General features: G+C 73.5%; 15 protein-coding genes and 3 tRNA genes. 8 read left to right on the top strand and 10 right to left on the bottom strand.

Translation table 11 applies throughout. The features are described from left to right. Window positions 1-128 precede the first annotated feature (128 nt). From mmuM to J5X07_RS06980, 3 genes are all read right to left on the bottom strand, one after another. Entirely contained in the window at window positions 129-1,103 is a 975-nt protein-coding gene (mmuM, locus tag J5X07_RS06990) for a homocysteine S-methyltransferase (protein WP_208479128.1), read from the bottom strand. A 117-nt stretch (window positions 1,104-1,220) separates the two neighbouring features. Continuing rightward, window positions 1,221-1,604: a YccF domain-containing protein gene (locus J5X07_RS06985; protein WP_124933444.1), complete on the bottom strand. Its 384-nt coding sequence runs from the start codon at window positions 1,602-1,604 to the stop codon at window positions 1,221-1,223. Window positions 1,605-1,694: 90 nt separating this feature from the next. Beyond that, complete coding sequence (locus tag J5X07_RS06980; RefSeq protein ID WP_124933445.1) at window positions 1,695-2,615, bottom strand: ATP-grasp domain-containing protein; 921 nt, start codon at window positions 2,613-2,615, stop codon at window positions 1,695-1,697. Window positions 2,616-2,868: 253 nt separating this feature from the next. Between J5X07_RS06980 and J5X07_RS06975 the strand changes: the two genes are divergently transcribed. The 5 genes from J5X07_RS06975 to J5X07_RS06955 all read left to right on the top strand — a co-directional run bounded on the left by J5X07_RS06975 (window position 2,869) and on the right by J5X07_RS06955 (window position 4,434). Beyond that, a tRNA-Lys gene (locus tag J5X07_RS06975) sits at window positions 2,869-2,941 on the top strand. Between the two features lie 52 nt (window positions 2,942-2,993). After that, window positions 2,994-3,069, top strand: a tRNA-Lys gene (locus J5X07_RS06970). Window positions 3,070-3,413: 344 nt separating this feature from the next. Beyond that, window positions 3,414-3,620 carry a hypothetical protein gene (locus J5X07_RS06965; protein WP_208479126.1) on the top strand — a complete coding sequence of 69 codons (207 nt, stop codon included), beginning with the start codon at window positions 3,414-3,416 and terminating at the stop codon, window positions 3,618-3,620. A gap of 113 nt (window positions 3,621-3,733) precedes the next feature. After that, a complete protein-coding gene (gene bcp, locus J5X07_RS06960; protein WP_208479124.1) occupies window positions 3,734-4,210 on the top strand; it encodes a thioredoxin-dependent thiol peroxidase in 477 nt (158 codons plus the stop codon). Between the two features lie 142 nt (window positions 4,211-4,352). Next, window positions 4,353-4,434 (top strand) — tRNA-Leu (locus J5X07_RS06955). Between the two features lie 146 nt (window positions 4,435-4,580). On the opposite strand, the gene J5X07_RS06950 is transcribed toward J5X07_RS06955, so the two are convergent. Together J5X07_RS06950 and J5X07_RS06945 are read right to left on the bottom strand one after the other, a co-directional pair. Further along, the gene (locus J5X07_RS06950) at window positions 4,581-4,874 is read right to left on the bottom strand and encodes an antibiotic biosynthesis monooxygenase family protein (RefSeq protein WP_124933448.1); all 294 of its coding nucleotides are present in this window, start codon (window positions 4,872-4,874) and stop codon (window positions 4,581-4,583) included. A 135-nt stretch (window positions 4,875-5,009) separates the two neighbouring features. Continuing rightward, on the bottom strand, window positions 5,010-5,771 hold the full coding sequence (locus J5X07_RS06945; protein ID WP_208479122.1) for an excalibur calcium-binding domain-containing protein: 762 nt from the start codon (window positions 5,769-5,771) through the stop codon (window positions 5,010-5,012). A gap of 211 nt (window positions 5,772-5,982) precedes the next feature. Between J5X07_RS06945 and rph the strand changes: the two genes are divergently transcribed. Beyond that, complete coding sequence (gene rph / locus J5X07_RS06940) at window positions 5,983-6,804, top strand: ribonuclease PH (RefSeq protein WP_124933449.1); 822 nt, start codon at window positions 5,983-5,985, stop codon at window positions 6,802-6,804. Next, window positions 6,791-7,558, top strand: a complete 768-nt coding sequence (locus J5X07_RS06935; RefSeq protein ID WP_243896557.1) for a non-canonical purine NTP pyrophosphatase — start codon at window positions 6,791-6,793, stop codon at window positions 7,556-7,558. Before rph ends, J5X07_RS06935 begins: the two co-directional genes overlap by 14 nt. Before the next feature lie 21 nt (window positions 7,559-7,579). On the opposite strand, the gene J5X07_RS06930 is transcribed toward J5X07_RS06935, so the two are convergent. Genes J5X07_RS06930 through clpS form a run of 5 tightly spaced genes read right to left on the bottom strand, consistent with a single transcriptional unit; the run spans window position 7,580 to window position 10,888 of the window. Next, window positions 7,580-8,146, bottom strand: coding sequence for a DUF3054 domain-containing protein (locus tag J5X07_RS06930; protein ID WP_243896569.1), 567 nt, complete (start codon window positions 8,144-8,146; stop codon window positions 7,580-7,582). Window positions 8,147-8,148: 2 nt separating this feature from the next. Further along, window positions 8,149-8,946, bottom strand: coding sequence for an MBL fold metallo-hydrolase (locus J5X07_RS06925; protein WP_208479120.1), 798 nt, complete (start codon window positions 8,944-8,946; stop codon window positions 8,149-8,151). Further along, complete coding sequence (gene murI, locus J5X07_RS06920; RefSeq protein WP_243896568.1) at window positions 8,943-9,764, bottom strand: glutamate racemase; 822 nt, start codon at window positions 9,762-9,764, stop codon at window positions 8,943-8,945. Before murI ends, J5X07_RS06925 begins: the two co-directional genes overlap by 4 nt. Window positions 9,765-9,794: 30 nt before the next feature. Then, on the bottom strand, window positions 9,795-10,553 hold the full coding sequence (locus J5X07_RS06915) for a DUF2017 family protein (RefSeq protein WP_208479117.1): 759 nt from the start codon (window positions 10,551-10,553) through the stop codon (window positions 9,795-9,797). Beyond that, window positions 10,553-10,888 carry an ATP-dependent Clp protease adapter ClpS gene (clpS, locus tag J5X07_RS06910; protein ID WP_208479116.1) on the bottom strand — a complete coding sequence of 112 codons (336 nt, stop codon included), beginning with the start codon at window positions 10,886-10,888 and terminating at the stop codon, window positions 10,553-10,555. Before clpS ends, J5X07_RS06915 begins: the two co-directional genes overlap by 1 nt. A gap of 50 nt (window positions 10,889-10,938) precedes the next feature. On the opposite strand from clpS, the gene J5X07_RS06905 reads away from it, so the two are divergent. Further along, a complete protein-coding gene (locus tag J5X07_RS06905) occupies window positions 10,939-12,315 on the top strand; it encodes a nicotinate phosphoribosyltransferase (protein WP_341769427.1) in 1,377 nt (458 codons plus the stop codon). Window positions 12,316-12,536 lie beyond the last annotated feature (221 nt).

Raw genomic sequence — 12,536 nt, 5'->3', positions numbered from 1 at the left:
CTGGGGCGTCAAAGGTGCGTTAGCGTGAGTCATGGAGGCCTCCGGTACAGATGTGAACGTGCACACCCACATCATGCCGGAGGCCTCCTCCTCACCCCCGACGTTCACAACCTCCCGAGGAAGTACACCTAGCGCGGGGGCTGGACGAGGGCCAGCGCCTCGACCAGGGCCGCGGTGTCGGCGGGCGTGGTGCGGCAGCAGCCGCCCACGAGCCGTGCCCCCGCGCGGATCCATCGGGGAGCCAGGTCGGTGGGGCGCTGGCGGCCTCGGGACGCCGTCCAGGTCCTGGCCCCGGGATGGTAGGCCTCCCCGGAGTTGGGGCAGGCCACCAGGGGCTTGGAGGTCACGGGCGCCAGCGCCCCCAGGGCGGGCAGGACGGCCCCGGGCGTGACGCAGTTGACCCCGATGGCCACGAGCCCCTCGTGCTCATCGGCCCAGGCTCCTGCCCGCCCCAGGGGCGTGCCATCGGCCAGGCGCAGGCCGTCGGGGCGGACCTGGAAGGAGACCCACACCGGGGGCGCCGCGTCCGGCCCGCCGGCGATCCGGATGATGAGGGCCATGATGGCCTGGGCCTCATCGAGGCGGGGCATGGTCTCCACCGCCAGCGCCTCGACGCCCTCCTCCAGCAGGATCTCCAGGCGCGGGGTGTGGAAGGCCGCCCAGCCGGCGGGGTCGAGGCGGTAGTCGCCGGTGTACTCGCTGCCGTCGGCCAGGTAGGCGCCGTAGGGGCCCACCGAGCCGGCCACCAGCGCTCTGCCCCCGCCTGCGGCGGCGTGGGCCTCGCGGGCCTCCAGGGCCAGGCGGGCGGAGGCGGCCAGGGCGGCGCGGGCGCGGGCCTCGCTGAGGCCCGCGCGCATGAAGGCGGGCAGGCTGGCCTGGTAGGAGTCGGTGGTGATCACCTGGGCGCCGGCGCGCAGGTAGTCGGCGTGGACGGCGCTGACGGCCTGGGGCTGCTCGATGAGCGCCAGGGCCGACCACAGCTCGTGGGAGGTGTCCACGCCGCGCGCCTCGAGCTCGGTGCCCATGGCGCCGTCGAGGATGACCGGGCCCTGCTCCAGGGCGGCAGTCAGGCGGGAGGCCGGGCGCGGCGGGCTGGTATGCATGCCTCTACAATGGCCCACCCGCCAGGGCCTCAGGCTGCCTCTCACCCAGCGAGAGGGCCTGAGGGCTGGGCGGTCCCGGCCACTGAGGGCAGGAGCCGGGCACGGCGGGCGACTCGCTCACAGGATCCCGGGGCGCTCCACGATCCGCTTGCCGAAGGGGAAGCAGGTGACGGGGATGAGTTTGATATTGGCGATGGCCAGGGGGATCCCGATGATGGTCACGGCCTGGGCGGCGGCTGTGGTCAGGTGGCCGATCGCCAGCCACAGGCCCGCGACGACGAACCAGATGACATTGGCGATGCCGCTCATCGCGCCCGCCCCGGGGGCGTCCACCACATCCCGGCCGAAGGGCCACAGCACATAGCCGGCGATCCGGAAGCAGGCCACACCCGCGGGGATGGTGATGATGAGGATGCAGGCGATGACGCCGAAGAAGACGTAGGCCAGGCTGAGCCACAGACCGCCGAGGACGACCCAGATGATGTTGAGCAGCGTGCGCATACCGCCCCTTCTACCACACCCGGCCCGGGGCGCGGCGGGACGCCCAGCCGATCGGAGCGCGCAGCGACGACGGGGCTGCGCGGCGCCGGCTCACCAGAAGACGCGCTGGGCGATGGCGTCGGCGAAGTTGTCCAGGGCTCCCGGGGCCGAGCCCAGGTAGAGGCCCGCATCGATGAGCGAGACCTCCATGAGGTAGAAGCCGCCCCGGCCATCACCGACGACGTCCACCCGGTTGAACAGCAGCTGCATGTCCCGCCCGGCGGTGTCCTTGATGAGCTGGTGGATGGCCTTGCGCACCTGCTCGCCCCACAGCCACTCCTGCTGGCTGGGCTCGCGGGCGGTGACGATCTCCTCGTGGACCTGGTCGGTGGAGCGGAAGGAGGGGTGGAGCATCGGGGCCTTCTCCACCGCATGGGACAGCACGCCGTTGAGGTAGACCAGGGAGACCTCGCCCTTGCGGTCGACCTCCTCCAGGTAGCGCTGGACCATGACCGAGCGGCCCCGGCCCAGGTGGTGCACGGCATCGTTGATGGCCTCGGAGCGAGAGCGCGCATCGGTGGCGGTGTAGCGGCCGGTGCCCCGCCCCCCGGAGGAGATGGCGGGCTTGACCACGAAGTCCCCGTGGGCCGGGAAGCGCGTGTGGACCTGGTGCTTGGAGTAGTTCGCCTCCGGCTCCAGCCAGGTGGTGGGGATCATGGGGACGCCGAGCGCGGCCAGGCGGTTGAGGTAGTGCTTGTCGGAGTTCCACACCAGGACCTCATGCGGGTTGAGCAGCCGCGGGACGGAGCGCGACCAGGCCAGGAAGCTCTGGTAGCGGCCCTTGCGGGCGTAGTCGCGCACGGAGCGCAGGACCACCATGCCCGCCTGGGACCAATCCACGTCGGCGTCGTTCCACACGGCGATCCGCGGCTCGATCCCCCGCTCGCGCAAGGCGTCGGGCAGGGCTCGGTTGTCCTCGTCCAGCTCGGGGAAGTCGGCGCATGTCGCCAGGGTCACGATCGGCTCAGTCACAGCACTCACCGTACCGCGCTCCCAGCGCCCGTGGGCGGCGTTGGCGTGTGATGCCGCCCGGCCGGCGCCGATCCGACCGGGCTGCGACCGCCCGGATGCGCCCGCATTCCTTGACGGCCTCCCTGGCGCAGCCCGGAACCGACCTGAGACGTCCCGCACATTCGAGGGCTTTCGGGGGCGGCCGACTGGACGGCGCCACCCGCCAGGGGCTAGAGTCTCCTCCGGTCACCGCGGCGATAGCGCCTCGTGGCACGCACCGTTAGCTCAATTGGTAGAGCAGCTGACTCTTAATCAGCGGGTTCAGGGTTCGAGTCCCTGGCGGTGTACGACTCCCCGACGCCCTCGGCCTCAGGGAGGCGCAGTCCCGGACGGGACTGGGCACCGTTAGCTCAATTGGTAGAGCAGCTGACTCTTAATCAGCGGGTTCAGGGTTCGAGTCCCTGGCGGTGTACCACGAGGACGAGCCCGAGAGGCGGCAGCCGAGTGCGAGCCGGCAGCCCCGGCGCATGAGACAGGCCAATGGGATGTGCCGTCTCGGCGCCATGGTGCACGGCCTGCGCCGCGATGATCGTCAGCAGTGACGAGGGCTTCTGCCACCCGGCCTCGTGACCCCTCCGGTTGAGGGAGGGTGCGCGTGCGTCCGGCGCCACGCCACCCTGATGCTGCGCCCCGCTGCTGCGAGGGCGCGCGCCGGCACAGCCATCCGCCGAGACGCAGGAGACGCCTGCGCTCCCCGGCACCACGGCCCCGCGACGGGCCCGGCCCACCGCGGGCCGCGACGAAGACGAAGGACGATCGATGAACAGCGCACTGACAGTAACGAGCAGCAGCACCCTGGGCGGCGCGGACGCCTCCGCCCCGGTGGAGCGCGACGAGGCCGCGCGCGAGCTGCTCGACGCCCACGCCGAGCTGGACTCACTGGGGTCCGCGGCCTCGCCCTCGCGCCTGGAGCGGGCCCTGGAGCGCCTGGCGGCCGCCGAGCACATGATGGCGCTGGCCGCCTGATATTCACAGGCCCGCCGTCCGCGACATCACTAAATTCTGATGATCGACTCCTGACATTTCCGGGCTCGCAGTGCGAGGATGCTCCTAGCAGCGGCCGCCACGAAGGAGGATCCATGAGCCAGCTCACCGTCGGAGACACCGCTCCGGACTTCGCCCTGCCCGATGCGCAGGGCGGCACCGTGACGCTCAGCGGGCTGCTGGCCCAGGCGACCAGGGGCGTCATCGTCTACTTCTACCCCAAGGCCTCGACCCCCGGGTGCACCAAGGAGGCCTGCGACTTCCGCGACTCCCTGGCGGCCCTGCAGTCGGCCGGCTACTCGGTGGTGGGCATCTCCCCCGACCCGCTGCCGGCCCTGGCCAAGTTCATTGAGCGCAACCGCCTGAGCTTCCCCCTGCTGTCCGACGCCGACCACGGCGTCATGGAGGCCTGGGGAGCGTGGGGGGAGAAGAAGAACTACGGCAGGGTCTACACCGGGGTCCTCCGCTCCACCGTGGTGGTCGGCCCTGACGGCACGGTCGCCCTGGCCAAGTACAACGTCAAGGCCTCCGGGCACGTGGGGCGCCTGCGCGCCGAGCTCGGCGTCGACTGACGGTTCCGCAGGCCCCGTGCTCTGCCCGGGCGGGCGGAGCACGGGGCCTGCGGCAGTCGGGCAGCCGCTGCCTCCGGCCGGTACGGGCCTGCGCGGGCAGGATGGCGGCGGGAGGCGGCGGCGCTGTAGTGTGTGCCCCCGAGCGCGAGTGGCGGAACTGGTAGACGCCCCAGGTTTAGGTCCTGGTGCCTTCGGGCGTGAGGGTTCGAGTCCCTTCTCGCGTACGACCCCGCCCCCGGCGGCCTTCGCCCACCGCGCAGTTTCGCCCCTCTAGACGCGAATCCGCACCCTTGGACAGGGCGAAACTGTGTCTTGAAGGGCGAAACCGCGGACGAGGCCCATCACCGAGAGCCCGCGGCCCCCTGCTCGCTCACTCCTCGTGCTGGACCACCTCGAAGCCGAGCACCTCGATGCTCATGCCCCGGCGCTTGTCCTCCTCATGCCCGCCGGAGGGGCGGGCCGAGATCCAGGCCTGGTAGTCCTCGCGCGTCTCCCACCGGGTGACCACGAAGTAGCGGTCCTCCCCCACCACCGGGCGCATGAGCTCGAAGCTCTGGAACCCCTGAGCGGTGTCCACGGCCCGCTTGCGCGCCGCGAAGCGCTGCTCGATCTCGGCCTCGGCGCCCTCGGGGAAGGTCAGGGCGGTGATGTTGACATAGGTCATGGCGTTGTCTCCTCCTGCGGCTCAGGCTCCGCCGCCCCACCGGGGACGGCCCCGATGAGGCTACCCTAAGCCCTCACCGGGTGCGCCGGCCCCGATCCGCTGAGACGCTCGGGATCGGGGCTCCGGCACTCCTGGCTACTTCACCTCGCAGGCGACTCCATCCCCATCACGGTCCAGGTCCGAGCGGTAGCCGGGCTGACCGGCGTACAGGGGGGCGGCGCCGGCGGCGCGCGCCTCCCTGCAGCTGCTGTAGTGCTCAGCGGCCGGGGCCGCGGGCTCCGGCTGCGCCTCCTGGCGGGCGCTGTCCTGCTCGGCCTGCCGGGCCGCCTCCTCGGCCGCCTCCTGGGCGGCCCGCTCGGCCTCGGCCTGCTCGGCCGCCTGACGGGAGGCCTCGGCCTCGGCCGCCTCCTGGGCGGCCCGGTCCGCCTCGGCCTGCTCGGCCGCCTGACGGGAGGCCTCGGCCTGGGCGGACTGCGTGGCGGCGGCATCAGCGGAGTCGTGGTTGACCGTCAGGGCCACCACCTGGTCGGCGGGCGCCTCCGTCCCCGCCGCGGGGTCCTGGGCGGTGACGGACCAGTTGCCCGGCTTCCACACCGACTCCTCGCCATCGGCGTCGGTGTAGGTCGGATCGGAGGTCAGCCCGGCGGCGGCCAGCGCATCAGCGGCGGCATCCCCCTTCATGCCGACCACGTCGGGGACCAGGACGGTCCCGGCAGTGGTCGTGGCCGACGGTGCGCCCCCAGCGGAGGCCTCGGAGCCATCGCAGCCGCTGAGCACCAGGCACAGGGCCAGCAGGGGCAGGATGGTGAGCACGAGCAGGCGGGGGCGGGCGGCGGGCGCCCCCGCAGGAGCGGGCGAGGCCGAGCGGGGCAGCGGGGACGGGACTGAGAAGGACATGGGGGCTCCTGGGGAGGAGATGGGGATGAACAGCTGAAGACTAGGCCCGCGCCTCGGCGCCATCGGCCGCTCAGCCGCCCACCGGGGATTCCGCAACCGTACTGAGACCAGGAGCCCTGCACCACAGCTCCCCTGGAGCCCGGTCCATCGGCCCCCGCCCACCGGTCCCGGGGCGCTGGCTCCCTGCGACCCACCGGGTAGGCTGCTCGGCGTGAGCGACACCCATGCCCCGACCCCGCCGAGCGGCCGCGCCTTCACCCGGCACGACGGCCGCGCCACTGATGAGCTGCGCCCCATCACCATCACCCGCCACTGGCTCGACCACGCCGAGGGCTCGGTCCTCATCAGCTTCGGGCGCACCCGCGTGCTGTGCGCCGCCTCCTTCACCGAGGGCGTGCCGCGCTGGCGCAAGGGCAGCGGCCAGGGATGGGTGACCGCGGAGTACGCCATGCTGCCACGCGCCGGCTCCGAGCGCTCGGGCCGCGAGTCCGTGCGCGGCAGGGTCGGCGGGCGCACCCACGAGATCTCCCGCCTCATCGGGCGCAGCCTGCGCGGCATCATCGACGTGGCCGCCCTGGGCGAGAACACCATCGCCCTGGACTGCGACGTCCTCCAGGCCGACGGCGGCACGCGCACCGCCGCCATCACCGGCGCCTACGTGGCCCTGGCCGATGCCGTGGCCTGGGGCACCGACAAGGGCCTCATCAAGCCCCGGGCCGGCACACCGGTGCTGTCCGACTCCCTGTCGGCCATCTCGGTGGGCATCATCGACTCCGTGCCCTGCCTGGACCTGCCCTACGAGGAGGACGTGCGCGCCCACACCGACATGAACGTGGTCCAGACCGGCCGGGGCCGCTTCATCGAGGTCCAGGGAACCGCCGAGCAGGCCCCCTTCGACCGCGAGGAGCTCAACGCCCTGCTGGACCTGGCGGCCACGGGCAATGCCCGGCTCGCCGACCTGCAGCGCCGGGCCCTGGAGGCCCGGGCCACCGACGGCCGGGCCGTGACCGTCTCCTCCCATGAAGGGGCCTGAGATGGGCCGCGGGCCGGGCTCCAGGCCGCAGGACGACGACGGGTCCCCCCGGCCCCCCGCCCCCAGCGCCGCCGCGCCGGCGGCCCGCCTGGTCCTGGCCACCCATAATCCCGGCAAGCTGGCGGAGCTGCGCGCCATCCTGGCCCCCCTCGTGCCCGGTCTGCCCGAGCAGGCCATCATCTCCGCCGCCTCCCTGGAGGCCCCGCAGCCCGTGGAGGACGGCCTGAGCTTCGCCGCCAACGCCCTCATCAAGGCCCGCGCCCTGGCCCTGGCCACCGGCCTGCCCGCCGTCGCCGACGACTCCGGCCTGTGCGTGGACGTCCTGGGCGGGGCTCCCGGCATCTTCTCGGCCCGCTGGAGCGGGCGCCACGGCGACGACGACGCCAACCTCCGACTGCTGCTGGACCAGATCGCCGACGTCGCCGACCCCCACCGCACCGCCCGCTTCACCTGCGCCGCCGTCCTGGTGGTGCCCCCGCCATCAGCCGCCCCCGCGACGGTGGGCGGCCCGGAGCCGGAGCGGGTGGTGACCATGGAGCGCTCCATGGAGGGGCGCCTCCTGCGCGCGCCCCGCGGCCGGGGCGGCTTCGGCTACGACCCGATCTTCGTGCCCACCAGTGAGGACGCCCCGCCCGGACGCGGGCGCACGACGGCGCAGATGGAGCCGGCCGAGAAGAACGCCATCTCCCACCGCGGCAGGGCCTTCACCGCCCTGGCCCCCGTCCTGGCCGAGCTGCTGTCCCAGGAGCCCTGAGGGCCGGGCCCGCGCGGCGGCTCAGCCCTCACCGCCGTCCCGGGCAGCCTGGGCGGCCATCCGGCGCGCCAGAGGGGCGGGCACCAGGGAGTCGTGGGCGCGCACATAGCCGTAGAGCCAGCGCCACCCGCCCAGGAAGGCCAGCAGGAAGGCCCCGGTCATCACCACCCAGGAGCGGGCCGGCACCGCCCCGCCCACCACCAGGTGCAGCCCGCTCCAGGCGCACCAGGCGGCGGCGATGACGATGAGCCCGTCGGGCGCCACCGCCTCCAGGTGGTCGGGCCGGGAGCGCCTGAGCAGCCAGGCCACCAGCCAGCCCGCCATCACCGAGACCATCGCCTGCCACAGCGGGGCGGCCAGCCCTCCCAGCGTCCTGGTCGCGGCCGCCCCGAAGAGCGCCACCAGGGCGCCGGCGGCGGCATCGGAGGGCAGGACCAGCCACCAGCGGGTGCGCCGCTCGCGCGTCCAGGGGCAGTCCACGCCGTCGGGCACCGCGGGGGTGAAGGTGATGCGGCGCTCAGGCGACCCGCCAGGAGCGCAGGACGGCGCCCCTGCCGGCTCCCGGCCGGCCCCGCCCCCATCCATCATGCTCACAGCTCCCAGGTCGCTCCGGCGGTGGCCGCCTCGCAGGGCCCGGCGTAGACCGAGCGGGCCTCGGCCACCGGCACAGCCGGGTCCGTCCAGGGCTGGATGTGGGTGAGGACCAGGCGCCTGACCTGGGCCTGGGAGGCCAACTGGCCCGCCCGGCGCCCCGTGAGATGCATGCCCGCCACCGTGTCGCGCCCCTCGACGAAGGCCGCCTCCGCCAGGAGCAGGTCCACCCCCCTGGCCATGGCGCTCATGCCCGGGCACAGGTCGGTGTCCCCGGTGAAGGCCAGGGAGACCCGTCTGCCCGGGCGCCCCTCACTGGGGCCCTCGATGCGGTAGCCGTAGGCCTCCACGGGGTGCAGGGCGGTGAAGGGCGTGATCGTCATCGGGCCCACGCGCAGCGTCTGGCCCGGCACGGCCGTGATGAAGTCGAACTCGGTGCCGTAATCCTCCTCCGGGCCGGTCCCGTCCACGCCGCGCAGGCGGTCGAGCAGCTCGGAGGGCCCCAGGCAGGCCACCGGGCCCAGGGCCCCCGTGGGGCGCCAGCGGCGGTAGACGTGCATCCCCACCAGGTCCACCATGTGGTCGGCGTGGCAGTGGGAGATGGCGATGGCGTCCAGCTCGGCGGGGTCGAGGCGGCGCAGCAGCTGGCCCATGGAGCCCGGCCCCAGGTCCAGCACGATGGAGTGGATGCGCTGGACGCCGTCGGGCCCGGCGCCCACGGCCTGCACCAGGTAGGAGGAGGCCGAGGACTGCGGGCCCGACATCGAGCCGGTGCAGCCGATGATCGTCAGCCTCATGCGGGCGCCCCCGGCCCTGCCTGCCCGGTCACCGCGTCGGCCCTGCCCACATGGCTGACCTCCGGCCCCAGGAACCGGCGGGCCAGGCCCGCGAAGGCCGCGGGATCACCTGTGGACCGGAACTGGTGGACGGGGGCACCCGCCTCGGGGCTGCGCAGCAGGTCGCGCTTGGCCAGCGCCCGGTAGACATCCTTGGCGGTCTCATCGGAGGAGGTCACCAGGGTCACGTCCTGGCCCATGACATAGGAGATGGGCCCCACCAGGAGGGGGTAGTGGGTGCACCCCAGGATGAGGGTGTCGACCTCGGCGGCCTGGATGGGCTCCAGGTACTCCCGGGCCACATCGAGGACCTCGGGCCCGGTGGTGACGCCCTTCTCCGCCAGCTCCACGAAGCGCGGGCAGGCCTGACTGGTCAGGCTGATCCCCGGCACCACGCCCAGTGCGTCCTCGTAGACCCCCGAGTCCACGGTCCCCTGGGTGGCGATGAGGCCGACCCGGCCGTTGTGGGTGACATGGGCGGCCGCGCGCGCCGCCGGGTGGATGACCTCGATGACGGGCACCCCCCTGCCCTTGGTGTAGCGGTTGCGGGCGGTGTGCAGCACCGCGGCCGAGGCCGTGTTGCAGGCGATGACCAGGAGCTTGACGCCGGAGTCGACCAGCTCGTCCATGACCCTCAGGGCCAGTGCCCGCACCTCGTCGATATCCCGGGGGCCGTAGGGGCCGTGGGCGGTGTCCCCGATGTAGAGCACCTGCTCCCCGGGCAGCTGATCCAGCACCGCGCGGGCGACCGTCAGGCCGCCGACACCGGAGTCGAACATCCCGATCGGAGCATCATTCACGTGGCGAGACTATGCGGGCCCTGAGGCCCCGAGGACCGCGGCCACCAGTGATTCCTGCCACCAGGTCAGCAGGTCGTAGACCAGTGCGGTGCCTCGGAGCCACTGGGCGTGAGCAGGATCATCGACATCATCGACGCCGCCCGGCCCCGGGCCACCGTCCGCCCGCCCCTCCCCGGCGCCCTCCTCCTCCAGCGCCACCCGGTGGACCCGCTCGGCGTCCTGGGCGGTCTGGATGCTCAGCCGCTGGGCCAGGACGAGGCGGATGTCATTGATGGCGCCCAGCCACCGGCCCTCCTGGCCCCGGGGCACCAGAACCGCTCCCGCGGGGCCGGAGGGCCGGGCCAGCTCAGCGGCCATCGCCTCCAGGCGCCCCTGCTTCTCCCCGCGCAGAGGCTCACGTGTCAGGGAGGCCGTCTCCCGGGCGGTGGCCGGGTCCTGCGAGGCCTCGGGCAGCAGGACCCGGAGCAGGGGCCTGAGCTCCTCGGGCGCCCGCTCCAGCGGATCCGCGGCCGCCCCACCGGACGCCTCCCCCGCGCCCTCGCCGCCCTGGGGCCACTGCGGCGCCTGGAAGTCCAGCGCCTCCAGGATCTCCCGATCCCGGCCCGACTCCCCGGGGCGCCCCACCCCCGCCTGGTGGGGGCCGGTGCCCCGCGGGGCACCGGCGTCGAGCACCGAGGAGACCTGCATCGCCAGGCCGGCCAGCAGCTCGCGCTCCCAGTCCTCCATGGCGCAGGCCAGCCCCTGGGCCGCGGGGGTGAAGGCACGCATCACAGGCCGCCATCGGGCTGGTCGGGGCCGGGATCATCGGCCCCGACCAGGGGCTCGATGGTGGCGCGCAGCCCGTAGCCGTGCATGGCGGTGACATCGACCTCCATGCGCTCGCGGGCCCCGCGGGAGACCACGGCGCGACCGGCGGTGTGGACCTCCATCATGCGGGCCCGCGCCGTGGGCATGGGCAGGCGGAAGTAGGAGTGGAACACCCAGGTCACATAGCTCATCGTGTTGACCGGGTCGTCGTGGACCACGGTGCACCACAGGGGCCGCCGGTGGGCACGGGCATCCTCGAGGGCCTCTGGTTCGACGACGGGCAGCGGGGCGCTCATGAATCCAGCGTATCGCCTGCGCCGCGCCGGGCCGTTGTAGTTTGGGCCCTGTGAACACCCTGCGCACCTCACCGAGCACCTCGCTGCTGACGGACATGTACGAGCTGACCATGCTGCAGAGCGCCCTGCGCTCGGGGACCGCGCACCGCGAGAGCGTCTTCGAGCTCTTCGGCCGGCGCCTGCCCGCCTCACGGCGCTTCGGCGTGGTCGCCGGCACCGGGCGGCTGCTGGAGGCCATCGAGGCCTTCACCTTCACCCCCGAGCAGATCGACTTCCTGCACCGCACCGGAGTGGTGGACGACGAGACCCTGGACTACCTGCGCGGCTACCGCTTCTCGGGCACCATCCGGGGCTATGGCGAGGGCGAGTGCTACTTCGCGGGCTCCCCGCTGCTCAGTGTGGAGGGCACCTTCGCCGAGGCCTGCATCATCGAGACCCTGGCGCTGTCGATCTACAACTACGACTGCGCGGTGGCCTCGGCGGCCTCGCGGATGACCATCGCCGCGCACGGGCGCCCCTGCATCGACTTCGGCGCGCGGCGCACCCATGAGCGGGCGGCGGTGGCGGCGGCCCGGGCCGCCGTCGTCGGCGGGTTCATCGGGACCTCGAACCTCGAGGCGGGACTGGCCTACGGCATCGCCACCTTCGGGACCTCCGCGCACTCCTTCACGCTGGTGCACGACTCGGAGGAGGAGGCCTTCGCCGCGCAGATCGCCTCCCAGGGCCCCGGCACGACGATCCTGGTGGACACCTATGACGTGGCCACGGGTGTGGAGCGGGCGGTGGCGGCGGCCCGGGCCGCGGGAGGAGAGCTGGGCGCGGTGCGCCTGGACTCCGGCGACCTGGTGGCGGGGGCCTTCAAGGTGCGCGCCCAGCTCGACTCCCTGGGCGCCACCAGCACGAGGATCACGGTGACCAGCGATCTGGACGAGTACGCCATCGCGGGCCTGGGCGCCGCCCCCGTGGACTCCTACGGGGTGGGCACCCGCCTGGTGACGGGCTCGGGGCGCCCCACCGCCGCCCTGGTCTACAAGCTCGTGGAGCGCCGGGGCGCCGATGGCACGATGGAGGAGGTCGCCAAGTTCTCCTCGGGCGGGAAGTCCACGGTGGGCGGGCGCAAGTGGGCCGGCCGGGTCCTGGACTCCTCGGGCACCGCCGTCGAGGAGCTCGTGGTCTCCTCCACCACCGAGGACCGGGGGCTGGGGGCCCTGGCCTCCGCGCAGGCCCGCCCCCTGCAGGTCACCCTCATCGACCAGGGCCGTGTTGTCGAGGAGCACCGCGGGCCCGGAGCCCTGGAGGCGGCCGCCGAGCGCCACCGCGTCTCGCGCGCCGAGCTGCCCTACGACGCCTGGCGCCTGAGCGAGGGCGAGCCCGCCCTGCCCACACGCCACCTCGACCTCAACAGCACGCAGGCCTCCCGGCGCTGAGCCGCCTCAGCGCCGGCCCGACCGCCTCTCCGCGCCCTGCCTCCTCAGGACGCAGATTGCCCCTTCAAGACGCGGATCTCCCCCTCAAGACGCGGATCTCCCCCTCAAGACGCGGATCTCCCGGGGTGGAGGGCGGCAATCCGCGTCTTGAAGGGCGAATCCGCAGCCAGGCCCCGCCCCTGCCTGGCGGATCTGCTCCTTCAGGGCAGATCCTGCGGCGA

It is taken from the genome of Actinomyces bowdenii (assembly GCF_017592395.1).
GTDB classification, from domain to species: domain Bacteria; phylum Actinomycetota; class Actinomycetes; order Actinomycetales; family Actinomycetaceae; genus Actinomyces; species Actinomyces bowdenii.
Note: the sequence above shows the minus strand (reverse complement) of the source record. Positions and strands in the feature narration are given on the sequence as shown.

What these genes read in the sequence shown, in the direction of transcription:
- J5X07_RS06930 (WP_243896569.1), bottom strand. Translation starts at nt 8,146, where the DNA reads ATGATGGATGGGGGCGGGGCCGGCCGGGAGCCGGCAGGGGCGCCGTCC.
- J5X07_RS06945 (WP_208479122.1), bottom strand. Translation starts at nt 5,771, where the DNA reads ATGTCCTTCTCAGTCCCGTCCCCGCTGCCCCGCTCGGCCTCGCCCGCT.
- bcp (WP_208479124.1), top strand. Translation starts at nt 3,734, where the DNA reads ATGAGCCAGCTCACCGTCGGAGACACCGCTCCGGACTTCGCCCTGCCC.
- J5X07_RS06915 (WP_208479117.1), bottom strand. Translation starts at nt 10,553, where the DNA reads ATGCGTGCCTTCACCCCCGCGGCCCAGGGGCTGGCCTGCGCCATGGAG.
- J5X07_RS06950 (WP_124933448.1), bottom strand. Translation starts at nt 4,874, where the DNA reads ATGACCTATGTCAACATCACCGCCCTGACCTTCCCCGAGGGCGCCGAG.
- murI (WP_243896568.1), bottom strand. Translation starts at nt 9,764, where the DNA reads ATGTTCGACTCCGGTGTCGGCGGCCTGACGGTCGCCCGCGCGGTGCTG.
- J5X07_RS06985 (WP_124933444.1), bottom strand. Translation starts at nt 1,604, where the DNA reads ATGCGCACGCTGCTCAACATCATCTGGGTCGTCCTCGGCGGTCTGTGG.
- J5X07_RS06965 (WP_208479126.1), top strand. Translation starts at nt 3,414, where the DNA reads ATGAACAGCGCACTGACAGTAACGAGCAGCAGCACCCTGGGCGGCGCG.
- J5X07_RS06925 (WP_208479120.1), bottom strand. Translation starts at nt 8,946, where the DNA reads ATGAGGCTGACGATCATCGGCTGCACCGGCTCGATGTCGGGCCCGCAG.
- mmuM (WP_208479128.1), bottom strand. Translation starts at nt 1,103, where the DNA reads ATGCATACCAGCCCGCCGCGCCCGGCCTCCCGCCTGACTGCCGCCCTG.
- J5X07_RS06935 (WP_243896557.1), top strand. Translation starts at nt 6,791, where the DNA reads ATGAAGGGGCCTGAGATGGGCCGCGGGCCGGGCTCCAGGCCGCAGGAC.
- clpS (WP_208479116.1), bottom strand. Translation starts at nt 10,888, where the DNA reads ATGAGCGCCCCGCTGCCCGTCGTCGAACCAGAGGCCCTCGAGGATGCC.